21 protein-coding genes and 1 pseudogene are annotated in these 20756 nt (G+C 67.2%); 12 read left to right on the top strand and 10 right to left on the bottom strand.

What is annotated here, in order from left to right; genetic code table 11:
- The first annotated feature begins 23 nt into the window (after positions 1–23).
- The 3 genes from AC5WS7_RS11230 (at position 24) to AC5WS7_RS11220 (ending at position 2756) form a co-directional block, all read left to right on the top strand.
- Complete coding sequence (locus AC5WS7_RS11230; protein WP_495954350.1) at positions 24–359, top strand: hypothetical protein; 336 nt, start codon at positions 24–26, stop codon at positions 357–359.
- A 530-nt stretch (positions 360–889) separates the two neighbouring features.
- Positions 890–1465 (top strand): TetR/AcrR family transcriptional regulator, encoded by a 576-nt coding sequence (locus AC5WS7_RS11225; protein ID WP_495954349.1) that lies wholly within the window; start codon positions 890–892, stop codon positions 1463–1465.
- Between the two features lie 298 nt (positions 1466–1763).
- On the top strand, positions 1764–2756 hold the full coding sequence (locus AC5WS7_RS11220) for an NAD(P)H-quinone oxidoreductase (RefSeq protein ID WP_495954348.1): 993 nt from the start codon (positions 1764–1766) through the stop codon (positions 2754–2756).
- A gap of 53 nt (positions 2757–2809) precedes the next feature.
- Here AC5WS7_RS11220 and AC5WS7_RS11215 read toward each other — a convergent pair whose 3' ends face one another.
- From AC5WS7_RS11215 to AC5WS7_RS11200, 4 genes and pseudogenes are all read right to left on the bottom strand, one after another.
- Positions 2810–3766, bottom strand: coding sequence for an alpha/beta hydrolase (locus tag AC5WS7_RS11215; RefSeq protein WP_495954347.1), 957 nt, complete (start codon positions 3764–3766; stop codon positions 2810–2812).
- Positions 3767–4196: 430 nt separating this feature from the next.
- Positions 4197–4904, bottom strand: a complete 708-nt coding sequence (locus AC5WS7_RS11210) for a type 1 glutamine amidotransferase domain-containing protein (RefSeq protein WP_495954346.1) — start codon at positions 4902–4904, stop codon at positions 4197–4199.
- A 40-nt stretch (positions 4905–4944) separates the two neighbouring features.
- Entirely contained in the window at positions 4945–5694 is a 750-nt protein-coding gene (locus AC5WS7_RS11205) for an alpha/beta fold hydrolase (protein ID WP_495954345.1), read from the bottom strand.
- A gap of 175 nt (positions 5695–5869) precedes the next feature.
- Positions 5870–6934 (bottom strand): annotated as a pseudogene (locus AC5WS7_RS11200) (NADH:flavin oxidoreductase/NADH oxidase family protein); the annotation flags it as partial.
- Positions 6935–7063: 129 nt separating this feature from the next.
- Between AC5WS7_RS11200 and AC5WS7_RS11195 the strand changes: the two are divergent.
- The 3 genes from AC5WS7_RS11195 (at position 7064) to AC5WS7_RS11185 (ending at position 9329) form a co-directional block, all read left to right on the top strand.
- Positions 7064–7636: a TetR/AcrR family transcriptional regulator gene (locus AC5WS7_RS11195; RefSeq protein ID WP_495954344.1), complete on the top strand. Its 573-nt coding sequence runs from the start codon at positions 7064–7066 to the stop codon at positions 7634–7636.
- Between the two features lie 153 nt (positions 7637–7789).
- Positions 7790–8215 carry a nitroreductase family deazaflavin-dependent oxidoreductase gene (locus AC5WS7_RS11190; RefSeq protein WP_495954541.1) on the top strand — a complete coding sequence of 142 codons (426 nt, stop codon included), beginning with the start codon at positions 7790–7792 and terminating at the stop codon, positions 8213–8215.
- 265 nt (positions 8216–8480) lie between these two features.
- Positions 8481–9329, top strand: coding sequence for an SDR family NAD(P)-dependent oxidoreductase (locus tag AC5WS7_RS11185; protein WP_495954343.1), 849 nt, complete (start codon positions 8481–8483; stop codon positions 9327–9329).
- Positions 9330–9406: 77 nt separating this feature from the next.
- Here the strand turns inward: AC5WS7_RS11185 and AC5WS7_RS11180 are convergent, their stop codons facing one another.
- On the bottom strand, positions 9407–10006 hold the full coding sequence (locus tag AC5WS7_RS11180; RefSeq protein WP_495954342.1) for a TetR family transcriptional regulator: 600 nt from the start codon (positions 10004–10006) through the stop codon (positions 9407–9409).
- 106 nt (positions 10007–10112) lie between these two features.
- On the opposite strand from AC5WS7_RS11180, the gene AC5WS7_RS11175 reads away from it, so the two are divergent.
- The gene (locus AC5WS7_RS11175) at positions 10113–10841 is read left to right on the top strand and encodes an SDR family oxidoreductase (protein ID WP_495954341.1); all 729 of its coding nucleotides are present in this window, start codon (positions 10113–10115) and stop codon (positions 10839–10841) included.
- 113 nt (positions 10842–10954) lie between these two features.
- Here the strand turns inward: AC5WS7_RS11175 and AC5WS7_RS11170 are convergent, their stop codons facing one another.
- Positions 10955–11203 carry a DUF3039 domain-containing protein gene (locus AC5WS7_RS11170; RefSeq protein WP_495954540.1) on the bottom strand — a complete coding sequence of 83 codons (249 nt, stop codon included), beginning with the start codon at positions 11201–11203 and terminating at the stop codon, positions 10955–10957.
- A gap of 211 nt (positions 11204–11414) precedes the next feature.
- On the opposite strand from AC5WS7_RS11170, the gene AC5WS7_RS11165 reads away from it, so the two are divergent.
- Positions 11415–11798: a DUF3099 domain-containing protein gene (locus AC5WS7_RS11165; RefSeq protein WP_495954539.1), complete on the top strand. Its 384-nt coding sequence runs from the start codon at positions 11415–11417 to the stop codon at positions 11796–11798.
- On the opposite strand, the gene AC5WS7_RS11160 is transcribed toward AC5WS7_RS11165, so the two are convergent.
- Positions 11780–13054, bottom strand: coding sequence for an MFS transporter (locus AC5WS7_RS11160; RefSeq protein WP_495954538.1), 1275 nt, complete (start codon positions 13052–13054; stop codon positions 11780–11782). The two genes, AC5WS7_RS11165 and AC5WS7_RS11160, sit on opposite strands and share 19 nt — an antisense overlap.
- Before the next feature lie 159 nt (positions 13055–13213).
- Between AC5WS7_RS11160 and AC5WS7_RS11155 the strand changes: the two genes are divergently transcribed.
- From AC5WS7_RS11155 to AC5WS7_RS11145, 3 genes are all read left to right on the top strand, one after another.
- Positions 13214–13951: a VOC family protein gene (locus AC5WS7_RS11155; RefSeq protein ID WP_495954340.1), complete on the top strand. Its 738-nt coding sequence runs from the start codon at positions 13214–13216 to the stop codon at positions 13949–13951.
- A 372-nt stretch (positions 13952–14323) separates the two neighbouring features.
- A complete protein-coding gene (locus AC5WS7_RS11150; protein WP_495954339.1) occupies positions 14324–15370 on the top strand; it encodes a GlxA family transcriptional regulator in 1047 nt (348 codons plus the stop codon).
- 73 nt (positions 15371–15443) lie between these two features.
- Positions 15444–16199, top strand: coding sequence for a hypothetical protein (locus AC5WS7_RS11145; RefSeq protein ID WP_495954338.1), 756 nt, complete (start codon positions 15444–15446; stop codon positions 16197–16199).
- Between the two features lie 57 nt (positions 16200–16256).
- Here the strand turns inward: AC5WS7_RS11145 and AC5WS7_RS11140 are convergent, their stop codons facing one another.
- Positions 16257–17372: a YihY/virulence factor BrkB family protein gene (locus tag AC5WS7_RS11140; RefSeq protein ID WP_495954337.1), complete on the bottom strand. Its 1116-nt coding sequence runs from the start codon at positions 17370–17372 to the stop codon at positions 16257–16259.
- Between the two features lie 768 nt (positions 17373–18140).
- Between AC5WS7_RS11140 and AC5WS7_RS11135 the strand changes: the two genes are divergently transcribed.
- Positions 18141–19853, top strand: a complete 1713-nt coding sequence (locus AC5WS7_RS11135; RefSeq protein WP_495954336.1) for a DEAD/DEAH box helicase — start codon at positions 18141–18143, stop codon at positions 19851–19853.
- 47 nt (positions 19854–19900) lie between these two features.
- Here the strand turns inward: AC5WS7_RS11135 and bfr are convergent, their stop codons facing one another.
- On the bottom strand, positions 19901–20383 hold the full coding sequence (gene bfr / locus AC5WS7_RS11130; RefSeq protein ID WP_495954335.1) for a bacterioferritin: 483 nt from the start codon (positions 20381–20383) through the stop codon (positions 19901–19903).
- Positions 20384–20524: 141 nt separating this feature from the next.
- On the bottom strand, positions 20525–20725 hold the full coding sequence (locus AC5WS7_RS11125) for a (2Fe-2S)-binding protein (protein ID WP_495954334.1): 201 nt from the start codon (positions 20723–20725) through the stop codon (positions 20525–20527).
- Positions 20726–20756: the final 31 nt, after the last annotated feature.

Raw genomic sequence — 20756 nt, 5'->3', positions numbered from 1 at the left:
ACGACGGCCTGAACTTCACCGGCATGTACGACAACACCGGCTGGCGGTGCACGAGACCGCCGAGGAAGAAGTCGTCCACCCGGGCAACTGCGCGCGCAGTTCGGCGCGAAGCCGATGGTGGAGAACACAGGCTGGCAGAGGAGAACCAGGCAAAGCACGACCTCGCCGAACTCTCCGACCTGGGCGTGGATCACCCGGAATTCGACGCCGAACTCTCGGCGTTCGCGGACGCCGTGCTCGAGCATGCAGAACACGAGGAGAAGGAAGAATTCGTCGTACTGCGGCAATCGTTTTCGGGAACCCAGCTCACCCACATGACCAACACGGTCCGGGGCGCCGAAGCTATGGCACGCGGGTGAATCCCGTGCGGCCAATCTCGTGGCCGGACTCCCGTTGACCGTCTTCGATCGCGCGCCCTGCGGAATGTTCACCGGCCGGACACGCCGTGACGTGGCTCGGCGCGTGACGCGCTCGGCTCGTGCGGTAGGCCACCGCGAAATTCGAGTAGCGGTCTACTCGGGTCGGCTGCTCCGTCGGTGCATACGCTGACATCAACGTGGAAAGTTGAATGTTCGGCGTGGCTGGAACGGATGAAAGTAACGACGTCACCGGCGCGGCTCGAACCGGGGCTCGTCGCCGCGGTACATCGCGGTGACGGTCGGCGTGAACGGCGCCCCGGGGTTCGTGGCGGCGGTGTGGCTCGGCTTATCGCCGCACAGCATCGCCGGCGCTCCACCACACCGGTACCGACTGTGGGTCGCAGGGGGGTGCTCGTTCGGTCGGCCGACACGACGCCCCCTGGGCGCTGGTGCTCGCAGCGCGTACGGTGTCCGCCGCTAATGTGGGAGGTCTGGAAATCGGTGACTGATACCTGTTGAGGTTGGTTGTGATGGCAACGTCGGCGACGCCATATCACCATGGCGATCTGCCCAATGCGCTGGTGCGTGCGGCAATCGAGCTGCTCGAGGAAGGTGGGGCGTCGGAGCTGTCGCTGCGTGGGGCGGCGCGGCGGGCCGGCGTATCCACTGCGGCGCCCTACCGTCATTTCGCCGACCGTGATGCGTTGCTGTCCGCCGTCGCCGCGGTGGGGTACCGCGATCTGGCCGCCCATCTGGCCGCCGTGCATCCGGAGCAGGTGGACACCGGCAGTCTCGGTGATATCGCGGTCGCCTATGTTCGGTTCGCGCTGACCCGTCCCGGGATGTTCCGGGTGATGTTCACCGAGTCCTGCGATGCGACGAGCCCGGAGCGGGTCGCGGCGGTGGAGGCCATCCACAAGTACCTGGAATCTCTTGTGCGACAGCTTTTTCCGGACGCCGACCCGGAGCCCACGGCGACGGCGATGTGGGCGTTGGTTCACGGCCTGGCCTTCCTGCATCTGGACGGAAAGCTCGACGCCTCGTCGGCGAAGATCGTCGACGAACGAGTCCGCGCCGCGGTGTCGGCCGTCCTCCACCTGTCCTGACTCGGGCTTCCCGGTCGAATGGGCGAGCGAAGAATCGCCCGACAGGGTGTACCTCCACCGCACCACGATCATCCGACGCCGGCTGGCGCTGACGAATTGCTGCCGGAACCCCGGCGGGCATCATCGTTGCGATAGACGCCGCGCCCGACGTATTGCTCTGGCGGGCCGCACCCGCTCAGCCTCGCATATCCGCGGATGACCGAAGTCACCGCCTGTGTTCCGCTTCTCCGCTGTTCGCGTCGCCGATTCGGAGTAATGTTAGCGGCGTGTACATTCCGGCGATCGGAAAGGAAGAGACATGTTCGCGGTGACGCTCGACGGCTTCGGGGGACCGGAAGTGATGAAGTGGGAGAAGGTCGATGATCTGCCGGCGCCCGGCGCCGAGGAAGTGGCGGTGGACGTGGTGGCGGCGGGTGTGAACCGTGCCGACATCATGCAGCGACGGGGTCTCTACCCGCCGCCCTCGGGCGCCGGCGAGATCCTCGGTCTCGAGGTTTCCGGCCGCATCGCGGAGGTCGGCCCCGGCGTGCAGGAGTGGCACCGCGGTGGCGAGGTCTGCGCGTTGCTGCCCGGTGGCGGTTATGCCGAACGGGTGAACGTTCCGGTCACGCGCCTGCTCCCGGTCCCCGAGGGCGTAGGCCTCGTCGAGGCCGCGGCACTTCCTGAGGCGGCCGCGACGGTCTGGTCGAATGTCGTCATGACGGGTGGGTTGCGCGAGGGGCAGACGCTGCTGATCCACGGCGGCGGAAGCGGGATCGGCACGCACGCGATTCAGGTGGGCCGGGCGCTCGGCGCCCGGGTGGCGGCGACGGCCGGATCGCAATTCAAGCTCGATCGGTGCGGCGAACTCGGTGCGAATACGCTGATCAACTATCGGGAGCAGGATTTCGTGTCGATCGTGACCGAGGAATACGGTGGCGCCGACGTGATTCTGGACATCATGGGCGCAAGCTACCTCGCGCGTAATGTCGAGACGCTGGCCGAGGGCGGTGACCTGACGATCATCGGATTGCAGGACGGCGCGGTCGCGGAGGTGAATCTCGGTGTGCTGCTCGCCAAGCGCGGCTCGATCCACGTCACGAACCTGCGCCGCCGTCCGGAGACCGGCCCCGGCTCCAAAGGTGAGATCGTGGCCGAACTGCGCCGCGAGCTGTGGCCGCTGATCGCTGCCGGCAAGGTGGCCCCCGTGGTTTCCGCCGAGGTGCCCATCACCGATGTCGCCGCGGCGCACCCGTTGCTGGATTCGTCCGAGACCTTCGGCAAAGTGCTGCTCACCGTCCGTGAGCCCTGACGATCGGTCCGCGCGGGCCGCCGCCGGATTGCGGCCCGCGCGGATCGGTGAACTCAAGGGTGCAGCGCCGCGCGGAGCGTGTCTTGTGCCAGCTTGATGGCGGTGGTGGCGGCGTGGGTGGAGCGCATGGAGTTGATCATCATGAAGTCGTGGATGATCCCGCCGAAGCGGACCTGGGTGACCGGGACGCCGGCCTCGCGCAGTTTGGTCGCGTATGCCTCGCCCTCGTCGCGCAGCACGTCGGCCTCGCCGGTGATCACCAGTGCGGGCGGCAGCCCCCGCAGTTGGTCGATCGACGCGCGCAGCGGGGAGGCGTAGATCTCCTCGCGCTGGGCGTCGTTGTCGATGTACTGGTCCCAGAACCATTTCATTCCGTCGCGGGCGAGGAAGTAGTGTTCGGCGAACTGGTGGTAGGAGTCGGTGTCGAAGTCGGCGTTGGTGACCGGGTACAGCAGTACCTGCTGGTTGATGCGCACGTCGCCGCGGTCCTTGGCCATCAGTGTCAGGGCGATGCTCATATTGCCGCCCACCGAGTCGCCGGCGACCGCGAAACGGGTTGCGTCGAGGCCTTTTTCGGCGCCGTGGGCGAACACCCATTGCGCGGCGGCGTAGTTCTGTTCGATGGCTGTCGGGTATTTGGCTTCGGGTGACAAAGTGTATTCGGGGAACACCGCGGCGGCGCCGGAACCGACGGCCAGCTCGCGTACCAGCCGGTCGTGGGTGTGGGCGTTTCCGAACACCCATCCGGCTCCGTGGATGTAGAAGATCACCGGCAGCGGGCCGGTCGCGCCGGCCGGTTTGACGATGCGCACGGGCACGGTGCCCGTCGGTCCGCCCTCGACGGTGATCCACTCCTCGTCGATCGCCGGTTTCTCGATGTCGCCGGACTGGACCTCGTCGACCGCTTTACGGCCTTCCTCCGGGGGCAGCTGATAGAGGTACGGCGGGGTATCGGTGGCCTTGGCGAATTCGGCGGCCTCGGGCTCGAGCACCGGCTTGATCTCGGTCATGGGCAGTGTCCTTCCGATGATGGGGTTGCGGGAGACGCTGGATCGTTGCCATCGGCTCAGCTCTCCTCACGCGACCGTGCAGTGGTGCGCGGTCCAGGCTAGACGCTCAATGTAAACACCGGCAACATTTTGCTCGAATTCACTGTACTGGAACGGAATTCGAAACTCATTGCATATACACCGGTACGTTCGCGCCCGAAGGACCGAAAAATGGTTCGGTGTGAACATGTGTTTGCTGAGGACGGATGCATCGAGCAGGCCGTGCAGGGGTTGCGCGGTAAGGCTCGACGTGCTGACCGACGGTCGGCGGTCCTCTCAGGTCATATTTGCAGCGTTAACATTAGGCTGAACCACTATGTAAGCGACGTCAACACTCGGCCGTTTCGCCGGACGGTAGGAATCTGTGCCGGGATGCCGACCTTCCGGCGACCTATGCCGAGGAGCCGACGTCGGCGATCAATCGCTGGGCGAGTTTCTCCGACGACTGGGGATTCTGGCCGGTGTACAGATTGCGGTCGACAACTATGTACGGGCGCAACGGAATCAGCGCCTTGGAGTATTCGACGCCGGTCTCTTTCAATTTGTCTTCGAGTAGCCAGGGCGCCTTTTTCGCGAATCGATTCAACAGTTCCTCCCGGTTGGACAGTCCGGTCATCCGGTAGCCGGCGAAGGGAGATTTCCCGTCGGGTGCGATCGTGGCCAGGATGGCGGCCGGCGCATGGCACAGCAGGGCGAGGGGTTTGCCGGAGGCGAGTCGCTCGCTCAGCAGCGCCCCGGACGTCGCGTCGTAGGCGAGATCTTCCATCGGACCGTGGCCGCCGGGGTAGAACACGACGTCGAAGGTGTCCGGTTCGACGGTGTCCAGTGCGACCGGATGGGCGAGGGCGCTGTCGATGCTGTCGAGATACCGCTTCACCTCGTTGCGTTTCCACGGCATGCCGCCGGCGATGCCGAGACTGAGGCGATCGAGTGTCGGGGCCTTTCCGCCCGGGGTCGCGATGGTGATGTCCCAGCCGGCTTCGGAGAAGATGCGGTGCGGCACCGCCACCTCCTCGGCCCAGTAACCCGAGGGGTGTATTTCGCCGTCGTTCAAGGTCCAGCGGTCGGCGGCAGATATCACGAACAGGACTTTCGGCATTTCCGCTTACCTCCTGTGGTTGGAAAAGGTTCTTCGACAGCTAGGGCGCCGCTGTGTGCAGCGATCGGGCGATCAGATCCGTGACGGTCTCCGGTGCTTCCCAGGGCGGGGTGTGCCCGACCCCGCGAAGCGTTCTCGATGTGGTGCCCTGCGGTCCGTCGAACTCCACGGTAGGCGCTTGAATGCGTCCGTCGAGTTCGCCGAAGGCCAGGCGGGTCGGTTGTGGCAGGCGGGCCAGCCGATCGGGCAGTGCCGCCCCGGCGAGGTAGGTGTCGATGGCACGGGTGCTGGTGGCGAAGTTGCGCCGGCCGCGTGCGCGTGCGTCGGTGACGAATCGGTCCGGTATCGGCGTGCCCGGGGCGAAGGCGCTGCGCTGTGCGTCGCGTTGCCATTTCTCGGAGGCGAAGGCCCACAACACATCTCCGATACCGGGCAGCGTGAGGGCCCGCTCGACCGGCCCGCGTGCGGACTTCCGGCTCGCCTGCGACCAGGGCGGGCAGAGCAGGATCAGCTCCGAGGCGAGATCGGGGCGACGTTCGGCGAGGGCGGTGGCGACCAGCCCGCCGCGGGAATGACCGACCACGACCGACGGGCGATCGAGCAGTTGCGCGGTATCGTCGGCGTCGTCTTCGATGGTTCCTGTCGAATCCAGGTGCACCGCAACGATATTCGCTCGGTCCGCGAGCATCGGCACGACCCGGTCCCATACCCGGTACGAACTGGCGAGGCCGTGGATCAGGACGACCGTGGCTGCGCCGGGCGTTCCGGTGACCGATGCCCCGGCGCTCATGCCACGACCTCGCGGGTGCGGCGATGCAGCAGATGGCGGGAGGGATCGAAGCGCAGGGTGCGACGGCGGAAGTCGTACGTCGATCCGGGCCAGATGTTGGTGTTGCGGCCGTTGTCGTTGAGGTACCAGCTCGTGCAGCCACCGGCGGTCCACACCGTGCCCTCGCCGAGCCGTTCGACGTCCTCGGTGAATGCCTGCTGGGCGGCGGCGGTGGGTTCGATGCCGCGCCCAGTCCCTCGCGCCAGCGGTTGGGTAGATCCGGGGTGACGGCGAGCGCGGTGCCCATGCCGACGACGGCGACATTCTTCGCGAGCACGCGCTCGGCCGTGTCGCTGCGCGTGATGCCTCCGGTCAACATCAGCGGAATCGGGCTGGTGTCGGCCAATTCGGCGGCCAATTCCAGGAAGTAGGCCTCCCGTGCCGCCGTGCGCCCGTCGGTGGGACGCCCGGACATGGCGGGACTTTCGTAGCTCCCACCCGACACCTCGACCAGATCCACGCCCAAGCCGGCCAGCATGCCGATGACCTCGTGCGCGTCGTCGGCGTCGAATCCGCCGCGCTGGAAGTCGGCGGAGTTCAGTTTCACCGCCACCGCGAATTCGGGTGACACCACCGCGCGGGTCGCGCGCACGACGTCCAAGAGTAGCCGGGCGCGGTTGGCGAGGGAACCGCCCCATTCGTCGGTGCGGTTGTTCACCAGCGGCGACAGGAACTGTGACAGCAGATATCCGTGTGCCGCATGGATTTCCACGCCGTCGAAGCCCGCCAGTTCGGCACGCTCGGCGGTGGTCGCGAACCGGGTGACGGTGTCGCGAATCTGCTGGGCGGTCATGGCGACCGGGCGGCCGAACCGCTTGGAATGCCGGCCGACGTCGACGGCGATATCGGAGGGACCCCAGACCACTCCGGGCATATTCGCCTGCACCTGGCGGCCGGGGTGGCTGATCTGCATCCACATCGCGGCTCCGGCGGCCTTTCCCGCCCGGGCCCAGGCGGCGAACGGCTCGAGCGGGGAATCGGCGTCCAGGACGATCCCGCCGGGACCGGTCAGTGCCTCGGCGTGCACCATCACATTCCCGGTGATGAGCAGTCCCGCGCCGCCGGCGCCCCATCGGCGGTACAGCGCGATGAGCCGCTCGTCGGGTAGCTGGGCCTTTCCGGCCAATCCCTCTTCCATGGCCGCTTTCGCGATGCGATTGCGCAGAACCTGCCCGGACCGTAGTTCTACCGGCGAGAACAGCGTGTCTCGCGTCGAAGCGCTGGGCACGGGAACCTCCCTTCCTGGAATGTTTGCACTGTCCACATTCTGTGAACAGTGCTAACATAGGGCAATATGTAAGCGTCGTCAACAACGAGTGGGTGGTGAAGCATGGCGCTGTCGGCCGCGTCATATCACCACGGGGATTTGCCCAATGCGCTGGTTTGTGCGGCGGTGGAGTTGCTGGAGGAAGGCGGCGCGTCCGAGCTGTCGCTACGGGCGGCGGCGCGGCGGGCGGGGGTCTCGGCGGCCGCGCCGTACCGGCACTTCGCCGACCGCGAGGCCTTGCTGTCGGCGGTCGCCGCCGTGGGATACGAAGAACTGGCCGGGCAACTGGTCGCGGCGCACCCCGAGCCGGCGACGCGCGAGGGTCTGGCCGCTGTGGCCGATGCCTACGTCCGCTTCGCCCTGACGTGTCCGGGCATGTTCCGGGTCATGTTCGCCGAACCCTGTGGCTCGGCCGATGCCATGCCGAATGCGGCCCGGTCGATCGAGAGATTCGTCGAAAACATTGTGCGGCAGGCATTTCCCCGAACCGATCCGGACGCCATGGCGACCGCGGTGTGGGCGCTGGTGCACGGCCTGGCCTTCCTTTACCTCGATGGCAAGCTCGACGTGGCCTCGCTGGAAGACGTTGCGGTCACGGTGGATTCGGTGGTCAGCGCCATCCTCGATGTCGGGTAACGCTGGAGGCCGAATCACCGCACTTCACATGTTGACGACGATCACATTTCTGCTAATGTACGCGCTGCTAACTCGCTCTGGTGGCCAGGCGGACCGAACGTGAACCGCCGCGACGACATACTCGACAAGGGACACGTGGTGAACACGAACACGATGAAAGACGCCGGGGCCAAGCTGATGAATCTCGCGCACCGGCTGATCCTCACGGTCAGCGGAAATCGGTTGCTGGCCAACCCTTTCGGTATGCCCGTAGTCGAATTGCACACTGTCGGGCGCAAATCCGGTCAGCCGCGCTCCTGCTATCTGACCTCGCCGGTGCGCGACCGGGACAGGGTGATACTGGTCGCGTCGAAAGGCGGCGACGACCGGCATCCCGATTGGTACCGCAATCTGCAAGCCCATCCCGATGCCGAACTCGTGATCGACGGCCGACGCCGGAAGATCCACGCCCGCACCGCGAATGCCGACGAGCGCGCTCGGCTGTGGCCGCAGATCACCGAGGCCTACCAGGGATACGCGAATTATCAGACGCGGACCACGCGGGAGATCCCGGTGGTCATCTGCGAGCTGAAGAGCTGATCGTGACACTGCGGTCCGCCGATTCGACGCGGTGGTCGGTGGCACTTCCGCAACGATCGGTGACGTGAGCGGGCCGGGGCCGGAGCGGCGCACCAATCGTCGACCGGATCGTAAGCTGGTGGGATACGGAAGCGCCGGTGGCGCGGACCCGCGCGCGGCAAAGAGACGTCGACCCGGGCCATCGTCCGCGATGAAGTCGGACGACCACACACTCAATGACAGCTCGCGCGGCCATACGCCACGCGTCCACCAACTGGAGACTCTGGTGACAGATAGCCGATCAGATTCGAACTCGCGACGCACGATCGTCATCACCGGTGCCAGCGACGGCATCGGAGCGGTGACCGCGCGGGCGCTGGCCGCGCCCGACGTCGATCTCGTCATCGTCGGCAGGTCGGCGCAGAAACTCGCCGCCGTGACCGCCGACACCGGTGCGACCGCCTTCACGGCCGATTTCGCCGTCCTCGACGACGTGCGCGGCCTCGCCGAGCAGATCCGTGAACATGCCGGCGCGATCGACGTGCTGCTCAACAATGCGGGCGGCCTCTTCGAGCCGCGGCAGCGGACCGTCGACTGGCACGAACCCAACTTCCAGATCAACCACTTGGCCCCGTTCCTGCTGACCAATCTGCTGCACGACAAACTCGCCGTCCGCGGTGCGCTCGTGCTGAACACCGCGAGCGTCGGCAACCTGTTCGGGCATGTCGACATCTCCGACCTCGACTACCAGCGCCGCCGCGCCTTCGGGTGGCGCGCCTACGGGACGAGCAAGTTGATGAACATCATGTTCACCCGAGGTATCGCACAGCGCTGGTCGTCGGACGGAATCGTCTCCGCCGCACTACATCCCGGGCCCGTGGCCTCGAGCTTCGGCCGCGACTCCCGCACCGTCGGCCTGCTCTACCGCACCCCGCTGCGCCACGTCGGCACCATCACCCCGGCCCGCGGCGCCGAACCCCTGATCGACCTGGCCCGCCGCGGCGCCGACCCGGAAATCAACGGCGTCTACTTCCACCGCCACCGAGCAAAAGGCCCCGAGTCACCCCAAGCCCACAACCGCCGCCTCATCGACGAACTGTGGGCCGCCTCGGCCGATTTCGTCGGCCTCGATTGAGCAAACACCGCCGAGTTGATCGTCGGATCCGGTATCGAAGACTTCGACGCAAATAGTTCCGCGCAAGCGATCCCGGTTTACCGCAGGTCGACGATCGGTGATGCGGGGGCAACCGTACTCAGGTGGGCTGCGAGTTCGGCCGATGCCTGGTGTATGTAGTCCGCGAGTCGGGTGGGCTGAGGGTTGTCGGTCCAGCGCTCGAATGCGGTCTGGAAGATGGCTATCGCGACCTGGGACAGTAGGTTCGCCTCCGACGGCGGGGCGCCGCGTTGTTCGAGAGCGGCGGTCAGCGAGTCGGCTACGGCGGCGAATTTGGTTCGCGAACGTTCCTGGAGTTCGGGGCTGCGCCGGACGATCGCGCGGCGCTGTGCGGCGATCGACGAGCCGACCTCGGTCAGATGATCGCCGACCGCTACCAGCCCGGTCAGCACAGCCTCGAAGGGCGGAAGCGCGCCGTCCGCGTGGAGGACCGCCTCCGCCAGAGCGGGGGCCAGCCGGTCGGATCCCGCGAACAGCACATCGCGTTTGTCGGTGAAGTAACGGGAGAACGTGCGGCGGGTCAACCCGGCCCGCTCGGTGATCTCCGAGACGGTGACGTTGTCGTATCCACGCTCGGAAAACAGCTCCAGCGCGGCTTCACGCAGTCGTTCCTCGGCTCGAGGGTCCCATCGCGGCACGAGGTTCATCATAGCGTGATGACGCAGTGTGACATCACTGCTATGATGACACACTGAGTCATCACTTCGTTCGTGCGATCTCAACACCGAAAACAGGAGAAACACCATGTCCGAATCCACCCTCGCCGGGCAGCGGATCGTCGTCATCGGCGGCAGTTCGGGAATGGGGCTGGCCACGGCCCATGCCGCGGCTGCAGCCGGTGCCGCGGTCACGATCGCCTCCAGCAGTGAGGAGCGGCTGACCACCGCACTGGCCGGACTGCCGGACAGCTGCGACGGGGTCGTGGCAGACCTTCGTGACGAGGCCGACGTCATCGCCCTGTTCGAACGCGTCGGCGAGCTGGACCACCTGGTCTTCACCGCCGGCGACGCGGCGCCGCCCGGCACGTTGCGGGACACCTCGCTGGCCGAGGCGCGCGCGATGTTCGACGTCCGCCTCTGGGGTTCGATCACCGCGGCGAAATATGCCGCGCCCCGGATCCGGGCCGGCGGCTCGATCGTGCTGACCACCGGGACGATCGGCATGCGCCCGGCGCCGGGCAGGGCGCTCGCGGCCACCAGCGCTGCCGCGCTCGAGGGCCTGGTTCGTGGACTGGCGGTCGAACTCGCGCCGATTCGCATCAACGCGGTCCGGTCGGGCGCGGTCCGCACCCCGATGTGGGACGGCATCCCCGAACCGCAGCGCTCGGAAGTGTTCGCCACCCTCGCACAGCGCACGCTGACCGGCACGATCGGCGAGCCGGAACAGATCGCGGCGGCCCACCTTCATTTCATGCGGAACAGCTTCGTCACCGGAGCAATTCTGACCGTCGACGGCGGCCTGCTGCTGGCCTGAATATTACGGCGCGCCAAGCGTTTCCGCTCGGCGCGCCGCCCCCGTGGCACCAAAAGTGACACTTCCGGCCGTAAATGACCTGCTGAACTGCCCGAATGCCCAGTCCTAGCGGATCACTTCTTCATCATCTCGTAGACGCGCTTGCAGTCCGGGCAGACCGGGGAGCCGGGCTTGGCCGATCGCGTGACCGGGAACACCTCGCCGCACAGCGCCACCACGTGAGTGCCCATCACGGCGCTCTCGGCGATCTTGTCCTTCTTCACGTAGTGGAAGTACTTGGGGGTGTCGCTGTCGGTCGACTCGTCGGTGGTCGTATCGGGGCGAACGATGGTATCGGTGCTCACCCCTCCATGATGCCGCATCCTGCGGTGGGACCGCTGCTGGGTGGTCGCGATCACGGCGTGTGCATCCGGTCTCCGGGAGTGGAAGACTCGAGGCATGGAGCGTGACGGCGAAACCCCCGATGCCGAAGTCCACGGCCGGCCGGTCGGTGGCGGTGAGGCCCGCGACAAGGCGGGGCGCACCGGCGAAGCGGACGACGCCGCGCCGCGCAATCCGAACCCCGAAGTGCGGATTCCGTCGGCCGGGGCCGACTCGTCGGCACGACCGCGCGGTTCGGGCGGATTCTTCCGCGGACCCAAACCGGAGGCCGCGGTCCTGATCACCGAGGCAGCGCCCTCGCTGGAACAGCAGCATCGCGACCGGGTGCGCCGGTACATGCTGCTGATGGGTTTCCGCATTCCCTGCCTGATCTTGGCCGCAGGCGCGTACGGGCTGTGGCACAACGCGCTCATCTCGCTGGCCATCATCGGCGTCTCGGTTCCGCTGCCGTGGATCGCGGTACTCGTGGCCAACGACCGGCCGCCCCGCCGCAAGGACGAGCCGAGCCGCTGGGACGGCCGCCGCGCCGAACACAAGGCCATCGAGTCCGGCCACCATCATTCGATCGACGGCTGAGCGCGCGAGCGGATGAATCCGGACATCGACATCGCGATCGCGCACAGCGCCGCCGCGATGTACCAGGCCAGGTCGTAACTGCCGCGCAGGTCGCGGATGATGCCCGCACCGGTGGCGGCCAACGCCGCGCCGATCTGGTGAGAGGCGAACACCCACCCGAACGCGACCGGCCCGTCGTCTCCGAAATACCTGCGGCACAAGGCAACCGTGGGTGGCACGGTCGCGATCCAGTCCAGACCGTAGAAAACGATGAACACCCACATACTCGGCTCGGTTTCCGGTGCGAGCAGCGAGGGCAGGATGGCCAGCGACAGCCCGCGCAGGCCGTAGTAGATCATCAGCAGATACCGGGATTCGATCCGGTCGGTGAGCCAGCCCGACGCGATGGTCCCGGCCACATCGAAGATTCCGACCGTCGCCAGTAGTCCGGCCGCGGTGGTCGGCGGCATGCCGTGATCGTGCGCGGCGCTCACGAAGTAGGTGCCGACCAGGCCGTTGGTGGACGCGCCGCAGACCGCGAAACCGCCTGCCAGCAACCAGAATTGAGGTGTGCGCGCGACCCGGGACAATACGGTCACCGCACGCGCCGCCCCGCCGCGCAGGACCGTGCGCACGCCGGCGCCGCTGCCCGGTTCGGCACCGTAGGCCGCGACGCCGATATCGCTGGGGAAATCGCGGATCAACAGCAGGACCAGCGGCACCACGGCCAGCGCCGCGCCCGAGACCACCAGCGAAGGCGTGCGCCAGCCGTAGGCCTGTGCCAGCGCGGAGATCAATGGCAGGAATACCAGCTGTCCGGTGGCTCCGGCCGCGGTGAGCACACCGGTGACCAGCCCGCGATGCCGGACGAACCAGCGTCCGGTGATGGTGGCCACGAACGGCATCGACATCGAGCCCACGCCCACCCCCACCAGCAACCCCCAGGTCGCCAGCAGCTGCCACGGCCGGGTCATGAACACGGTGAGCCCGCTGCCCGCCGCCACCAGGACCAGCGCGCCCGCGACCACGCGCCGGATGCCGAACCGATCCATCAGTGCCGCCGCGAACGGTGAGATCAGCCCGTACAGAAGCACATTCAGCGAAACCGCGGTGCCGATCGTCCCGTGCGACCAGCCGAATTCCCGGTGCAGCGGATCCATCAGCACGCTGGGCACGGACCGGAATCCGGCCGCCCCGATCAACGCCACGAATCCCGCGACGGCCACCAGCCAGGCCGGATGCAGCGGCAACCGCGCGAGCCGCGATGGTCGTGCGATATCGCGCGAGCCGGCGTCCGGAGTATCGCCGCCGGTGCCGAATTCCGATGTGGGGTCCTGCAGTTCGGTCACTCGATGAGCGTGCCGGAGATGCGGTTGCGGGACGAGTGGCCTGACTGCCACAATCCGTCAATATCTGGCCAACCTCAGGAGGATGTCGTGATCCGATGGAATTGGGCGTTCATCGATCGCCCGGCCGATCGCTTCGACGAGGCCGCGGCCTTCTGGTCGACCGCGACGGGCACCCGCCTGTCCGAACGTCGCGGCGCCAATGCCGAATTCGCCACTCTCATTGCCGCCCAAGGCGATCCATGCCTGCGGATGCAGGCGGTCGGGGATTCCGGCGGCGCGCACCTCGACCTGGACGTCGACGATCTGCCGTTCGCCGTTCGCCGAGCCGAGGCGCTCGGGGCAAGGGTCGTCGCCGATCACGGGCGCTGGGCGCTGATGCGCTCACCGCACGGCCTGGCATTCTGCCTGACCACCGATGACGGCCGGCGGATTCCGCCGCCCATTGCCTCGCCCGATGGTGCGGTCAGCATCCTGGACCAGGTCTGCCTCGACATCGGCCCGAGCGGATTCGACGACGAGGTCCGGTTCTGGTCGGCGCTGACCGGGTGGGGCCTGTCGCCGACCTCCCAGCCCGAGTACACCCGGCTGGACGTGCCGGATCATCTGCCGGTTCGCATCCTGCTGCAGCGTCTGATGCGGGACCGCGCGCCCTCGGCGCACCTCGACCTGGCTTGCTCGGACATCGAAGACGTCGCGGCGTGGCATCAGGAACTCGGCGCGCGCCGCATCGGCGACGGCGCCGAGTGGACGGTCATGCGCGATCCCGCGGGCGGGACCTACTGCCTCACCGATCGAGACCCGTACGGCGGGCGGGTGAAGCGGTGATGTCGAACACGAAACCAGTTGTCGCCCTTGCGGTCGGATACCCGCGTACCGCGATTCGTGTGCCGGCGCGATGTACTCGCGAGCTGTGCCGGCCGATCGGCTGGCCGGTGTGCGCGCGGGACGATGCCGCGATGCCGGACGTGGAACCCTTTGCGCTGCCGTCGATCAGGTGCGTCGGATTATCGGGTTCGGCTGCCGGTGCGCTGATCTCGCGGCCCGTTCCGGCAATCGGCATGGCCGTGGGTGGTGAAGCGTGATGCTCGTGGGTAAACCGTTGTGGCGCTGCGGATCATGTGCGTCGGAGTGCTCTGGCCCCGATGCGGTTCATGGTGGTGCATCGGCAGGGTGGTATCCGCGGGAACGGAGAATTCGATGAGTCCTGTGCACACCGTGGCCGTACTGGCGCTCGCGCCGGTGGTCGGGTTCGACATGACGATCCCGCCCACCGTCTTCCGGTCGGTGGCGGCTCCGGACGGTTCCCCGCTCTACGACGTCCAGGTCTGCGGCCTGGATCGCGCCGGCGTGGTCTCCACGGCGGGGTACACGATCGTTCCGCAGGCCGGACCGGAGCTGCTCGCCACCGCGGACACCGTGATCGTGCCGGGCACCCAGCTTCCGCAGGCCCGTCTCGACGGTACGCTGCCCGGCGAGGTGGCCGAGGCGCTGGGGACGATCCGGGCCGACGCGCGCGTCCTGTCGATCTGCACCGGCGCGTTCGTCCTCGCGGCCGCGGGCCTGCTGGACGGCCGCCGCGCCACCACGCACTGGGCCCACGCCGAGGATTTCCGCCGGCTCTTCCCCCGGGTGCGACTGGATGAGAACCTGCTCTTCGTCGAGGACGGAAATATCTGCACCGCAGCGGGTTTGGCGGCCGGACTGGATCTGTGCCTGCATCTGCTGCGCACCGATCACGGCAGCGAGGTCGCCAATCGCGCCGCGCGTTACTGCGTCGTGCCGCCGTGGCGCGAGGGCGGCCAGTCGCAGTTCATCGACCGGCACGTTCCCGACGACGGCTCCGACGGCACCGCCCCCACCCGAGCCTGGATGCTGCGACACCTCGACCGCGATCTGGACCTGGCCACCTCGGCCGCGCACGCCCGGATGAGTGTGCGTACCTTCACTAGGCGCTTCAAGGCCGAAACCGGGCAGGCGCCCGGCGCCTGGCTGTTGCAGCAGCGCCTGCGGCACGCGCGGCATCTGCTCGAGACCACCGATCTGCCGATCGATGCGGTGGCCCGCGCCGCCGGGATGGGCACCGCCTCGTCGCTGCGGCATCACATGCGCACCGAACTGGGCGTGCCGCCGCTGGCCTACCGCAGGACATTTCGTGCGGTACAGCGTTCCGAGACCCGCCGGACGACTGAGATCACCCAGGTTCCCGCCATGACATCGCCGCCTGTGGCAATCTCGAAGACGTGAGCCAGCCTGCGAGCGAGTTGTCGGCGCAGTACGCTCGACGCAGGACGGAGCCGAGCACGGGCGAGGTGAGGTCGTGAGTGACGACGAAATCGATCTATCGGTAACCCTCGAACAGTATCTGCAGGTGTTCCGTCAACCAGGACTCTGCCGCGAGGAACTGCAATCCCTGCGCGAGAGCGTCGGCCATTTCCTCGATATCGCCACCCCGCAGGAGGGCCGGGAGCTGCTGCGCGGTGCGATCGCGCCGGACTCGCTGTCCTTGGCGTTGCAGCTCGAGCGCGCGCTCGATCACGCGCTGGCCGAACGCGATGCGGCCGAGCGGGAGCATCAGCGCCGGGTGGACATCCGGACCAGGATGATCGCGGCGATGGATGTCCTGGACGGTTTCATGCGCGATATGCCGGGCCTGGCGAAGAAGGAAATCGCCGTCGGCACACTGGTTCTGGACGAAGGGTTCGAACTGCTCGAGGGCGGGCTCGTGCGCATCAGCGAAGCGCAGGAGGCCGCGTCGGGCGTCGAACTCGGTGCGCTGGAGGGTCGTCGCGCCGAGCTGGAGGAGCGGATGAGCGCGGCGGTCGCCGCCCGCGCCGATCTGATGCTGTCCACCATCGCCGCACTGCGCGAGGCGCTCGGCTATTCCGCCGACGGAACCGGCATGCCTTGGGTGATAGCCGAATTGGCGGCGGACGGCCTCGACGTCGCCGAACCGTTCGCCGGTACGGCGGCGATCCTGCCCGAATGCCAGCTCAAGGACCTGCTCACCCAGATCATCGCCGATGCCGCACTGGCACGGGCGTTTCCGAACTCGCCCGTCGGCGACGGCGACTGATCCGGCGCGCTGCCGGGCGTCCGGACAGGCTGCGGCACAGGAATTTCGGCGGAATCGCTAGGAGGTGATCCGTAGTGGACTCGTCCCGGGCGGACGTCGCGGTCCGCGTTCGGAGTCCGTCGTCGAATCCCGCCCGGATATTTCGACGGTCGGATCCAGGCTGCGGCGCAACCGGAACGAGAGCCACCGCCGGATGACGTCGAAGCGGGTCGTGCGGGCGGGCCAGAACTCCTGCACGGTCGCGTTGAATTCCGCACCGAGAATTACCGCGAACGCGAGGAAATAGGTGAACAGCAGGAACGCGATCGGTGTGGACAACGCCCCGTAGCTGATGCCGTTGCGGGACACCCAGCTCAGATAGCGGCGCAGGATGATGCTGGCAGCCATGAAGAACGCCCCCGCGACCAGCGCACCCCCGAAGAGCCGATGCCACGGCAGCGATCGGTGCAGCGCGAATTTGTACAGCGTGGTCAGCCCGATGATGATCAGCAGCCCGGTGCCCGGATAGTAGAACGAGTCGAGCAGCCGTAGTCCGGGCTCGCGCCACGCCTCGGGCAGCACCCGCCCGATCAGCGCCGGACCGAGGGCCACCAGTGGCAGGACGAACACCGACACGATCAGGAATCCCACGTACAACAGCAGCGCGAAAATGCGTTGCCACACCGGATTCCGGGCGTCCTGTTGGTTGTGCGCCTCCACGATGGCGTCCACGAACGTCGCCATCGCCGAGGACCCGGCCCACAGCGACATCACGAATCCGATCGACACGACGGCCCCGCGCCCGCGCTGCAGCACATCGCCCACCGTGGGCTGGATGAGGTCGTCGACCACGGTGGTGCTGAACAGGTCCCGGCTGAACGTGATGATCTTGCTCTCGACGATGTGCACCGTATCGGGCCCGAACCAGCCGCCGACGTAGCCGAGACTGCCCAGCAGTCCCAGCAGCAGCGGGGCCAGCGACAGCATTTGCCAGAAGGACGCCGCCGCCGATTTGGTGAATATCGAATCGTGCCAAGCCTTGATGACCACCCGCGCCACCAACGCCCAGCCGCGCAGCAACCCGTGCACCGCACGTCCGATGACCAGAATCAGCCACCGTCCCACCGCACGCGCGGCCTGATCGACCCACTTCGGCCGATCCCCGTCCGTCCGCGGCGCCCTGTGATCATTCATCTTGCGTAACAGCATCGCCTACCACCGTCCGAATTGCGCGCCCACCACGTGATCCACCCGCCGGTGTCGCACCGCACACCCACTCGATGGCCGAAACTTTGCCCGCCGGACCAGGACCCATCCCGGCGCCGCCGCGCACCGAGTCCGGCAACCTCGGTGCACCAGCCCGAAAAGAGTCACAGATCACTACCGCTCGGAAATACCCATAACGCGCGAAGTCACCCGAGCCGCCACCACGGATCGCCGGCAGGTCCGCACCTCACCCGGCCCGCGCACTTCGGGCAACACCGGCATCATGGCCGCTACTCGGGCGATTCCGGATCGAGCGAGTGGGGCAGCGAAGCGCAAGCAACACGGCGATCACCCGCCGTATCCACCTCGGACAACTGGAAGGCCCGCGGCCCGGCTGATTCTGAACCGGCGGAGCGGGACGACGGGGCGACGAAGCGCAGACAACGGGGCGATAACCCGCTCGCGCGCCCCAGGGCAACGCCAAATGCAAAGGCCGCGACCAGAATCGATTCTGGACTGACCGAAGCGGGCGCCGAGCACAGACAGTATTCGGTGATCACACGGCCCGCCCGCCCCCGGGCAACGCCAACTCTCAAGGCCGCGGCCCGGCTCGATTCTGGATCGACGGGGCGGGGGAGCGAAGCGGAGGAAGGAAGAATCGAGCCTTGGGGGCCGCGGCCCGCCGGAGCGAAGCGGAGGCCGAAGACACAGTGTCGGATTGGGAGGTTGTCGGTGGGGGTGGGTACTCTTCGTGGAGTGACTTCGGGTGGTGGCGGTTCTTTACGTGCGTGGCAGCGCAGGGCTCTGACCAGGTATTTGACGACCAAACCACGTGATTTTCTCGCGGTCGCGACCCCGGGAGCAGGTAAGACGACGTTCGCGCTGCGAGTGGCGTCGGAACTGCTGGCCGATCGCACCGTGGATCAGGTGACGGTGGTCGCTCCTACCGAACATCTCAAGCATCAGTGGGCGGCGTCGGCGGCGCGGGCCGGGCTGGCGCTGGATTCGAACTTCTCCAATTCCGCGGGCGGTACGTCCGGTGACTACCACGGCGTCGTGGTCACCTACGCACAGGTGGCCTCGCACCCGTTCAAACATCGCGTGCGCACCGAAAACCGCCGCACCCTGGTGATTCTCGACGAGATCCACCACGCGGGCGATGCCAGGAGCTGGGGTGAGGCGACCGCCGAGGCGTTCGGCGACGCGACACGCCGTCTGGCGCTCACGGGCACTCCGTTCCGCAGCGACGACAGCCAGATCCCGTTCGTCACCTACGAGCCCGACGAGGCCGGATTCCCGCGTTCGCGCGCCGATCACAGCTACGGATACGCCGAGGCGCTGGCCGACGGCGTCGTGCGGCCCGTGGTGTTCCTGGCCTATTCGGGTGACGCGCACTGGCGCGACAGCGCGGGCGAGGAGTATTCCGCGCGCCTGGGTGAGCCGCTGAGCGCCGAGCAGACCGCACGCGCGTGGCGCACCGCACTCGACCCCGCCGGCGACTGGATGTCCAAGGTGCTCGGCGCCGCCGACACCCGGCTGCGGCAGTTGCGCGCCACGGGGATGGCCGACGCGGGCGGCCTGGTGATCGCCACCGATCAGGAGAAGGCGCGCGACTACGCCGATCTGCTGGAACATATTTCGGGTAGCAAACCCGCGGTGGTGCTGTCCGATGATCCGGGTTCCTCGGACCGGATCGATGCGTTCGCCCGCAGTACCGATCCGTGGATGGTGGCAGTGCGCATGGTGTCCGAGGGGGTCGACGTCCCGCGCCTGGCGGTCGGCGTCTACGCGACCAGCGCATCCACGCCGCTGTATTTCGCGCAGGCGATCGGCCGTTTCGTGCGTGCCCGGCGTCCGGGGGAGACCGCGAGCGTCTTCCTGCCCTCGGTGCCGGTGCTGCTGGATCTGGCCGCGCAGCTCGAGGTGCAGCGCGATCACGTCATCGGCAAACCGCACCGTGAGAAGAACGCCCTGGACGACGAGCTGCTGATCGAGGCCAACAAACAGCAGGACGAGCCGGGCGACGAGGAGAAGAAGTTCGTGGCACTGGCCGCGGACGCCGAACTGGATCAGGTGATCTACGACGGTGATTCATTCGGCACGGCGACCTTCTCCGGCAGCGACGAGGAAGCCGACTATCTGGGCATTCCGGGTCTGCTCGATGCCGAGCAGATGCGCGCGCTGCTTCGTGATCGGCAGACCCGCCAGATTCAGCAGCGCAGTGCGACGGTCACGGTCACCGAGGAGAGCCCGAGCGCCTCGGCGGCGTCGGAACGTGTCGCCACCGCGGACAGGCTGGGCGAATTGCGTCGCGAACTCAACAGTCTGGTCGCCATGCATCACCACCGCACCGGTAAGCCGCACGGCGTGATTCACGGCGAGCTGCGCCGGGAGTGCGGTGGGCCGCCGACTGCGCTGGCCACGGTCGATCAACTGTCCGAGCGCATCTCCGCATTGCGGCGGATGTAGCCGCGATGCGCCCGGCCGGTCGCGCGACCGGCCGGGCGCGAGCGGACTCAGTCGCCTTCAGGGGTTTCGGTGAAGCGCTGAAGATAAAGCGGCTCACCGAGTTTCGCCAGCAGTTCGAGTTCGGTCTCGAGGTAATCGACGTGCTCTTCCTCGTCCTCGAGAATCTTCTCGAAGATCCGGGCGGAGGTCACATCGCCGCGAGAACGCATTAGCTCGATGCCCGGACGCAGCCGGTTCACCGCCTCCATCTCTACGGCGAGATCGGCCTCGAGTTGCTCGGCGACCGTCTGTCCGATCCGCAGGACGTTGAGTTTCTGATAGTTGGGGAGCCCCTCGAGAAACAGGATGCGGTCGGTGAGGATCTCCGCATGCTTCATCTCGTCGATGGACTCGTATCGAGTGTGCTTGGCGAGCTTGGTGAGACCCCAGTTCTCCTGCATCTTGGCGTGCAGGAAGTACTGGTTGATCGCCGTCAATTCGGCGGTGAGCTGCTCGTTGAGCAGCGCGATAATATCCTTGTCGCCTTCCATGAAAGCGATAGTGGCACAACGGGGAAGGGCCCTGGACACCGGGGCCTGGATTGTAGCAGAACAGAGGTCAGCCACACCTCATTGTGGCAAGGCTCACCTGAGCGAACTTTCAGCATTCAGCGCGCCGTGGATCTGCCGGAATCAGGCCGCCGAGGAATCCGAGGAGGCGTTCGCCGAGGCGGCCATGGCCTGGCCGAAGACCTCGCTGAGGCGCCGCGTGCAGCTGCCGCAGCCGGGCTTCCAGCCGCAAGCGTTCTTGACCTGCTTGGTGGAGCACGCACCCGCCGCGACGCAACTGTGCACGTCGGACTCTGACACGGCGTTACAAATACAGATGTACACGGTCGGCCTCGCGGTGCGGTAGGACGGTTCT

The organism is Nocardia sp. PLKS1-43, from assembly GCF_059510335.1.
The sequence above is the reverse complement of the archived record's forward strand: the minus strand, read 5'-3'. Positions and strand labels throughout refer to the sequence as shown.

Excerpts from the sequence above, each read along its gene's own strand:
- AC5WS7_RS11230 (WP_495954350.1), top strand. The coding sequence starts at position 24 with ATGTACGACAACACCGGCTGGCGGTGCACGAGACCGCCGAGGAAGAAG.
- AC5WS7_RS11225 (WP_495954349.1), top strand. The coding sequence starts at position 890 with ATGGCAACGTCGGCGACGCCATATCACCATGGCGATCTGCCCAATGCG.
- AC5WS7_RS11220 (WP_495954348.1), top strand. The coding sequence starts at position 1,764 with ATGTTCGCGGTGACGCTCGACGGCTTCGGGGGACCGGAAGTGATGAAG.
- AC5WS7_RS11215 (WP_495954347.1), bottom strand. The coding sequence starts at position 3,766 with ATGACCGAGATCAAGCCGGTGCTCGAGCCCGAGGCCGCCGAATTCGCC.
- AC5WS7_RS11210 (WP_495954346.1), bottom strand. The coding sequence starts at position 4,904 with ATGCCGAAAGTCCTGTTCGTGATATCTGCCGCCGACCGCTGGACCTTG.
- AC5WS7_RS11205 (WP_495954345.1), bottom strand. The coding sequence starts at position 5,694 with ATGAGCGCCGGGGCATCGGTCACCGGAACGCCCGGCGCAGCCACGGTC.
- AC5WS7_RS11195 (WP_495954344.1), top strand. The coding sequence starts at position 7,064 with ATGGCGCTGTCGGCCGCGTCATATCACCACGGGGATTTGCCCAATGCG.
- AC5WS7_RS11190 (WP_495954541.1), top strand. The coding sequence starts at position 7,790 with ATGAAAGACGCCGGGGCCAAGCTGATGAATCTCGCGCACCGGCTGATC.
- AC5WS7_RS11175 (WP_495954341.1), top strand. The coding sequence starts at position 10,113 with ATGTCCGAATCCACCCTCGCCGGGCAGCGGATCGTCGTCATCGGCGGC.
- AC5WS7_RS11170 (WP_495954540.1), bottom strand. The coding sequence starts at position 11,203 with ATGCGGCATCATGGAGGGGTGAGCACCGATACCATCGTTCGCCCCGAT.
- AC5WS7_RS11150 (WP_495954339.1), top strand. The coding sequence starts at position 14,324 with ATGAGTCCTGTGCACACCGTGGCCGTACTGGCGCTCGCGCCGGTGGTC.
- AC5WS7_RS11140 (WP_495954337.1), bottom strand. The coding sequence starts at position 17,372 with ATGAATGATCACAGGGCGCCGCGGACGGACGGGGATCGGCCGAAGTGG.
- bfr (WP_495954335.1), bottom strand. The coding sequence starts at position 20,383 with ATGGAAGGCGACAAGGATATTATCGCGCTGCTCAACGAGCAGCTCACC.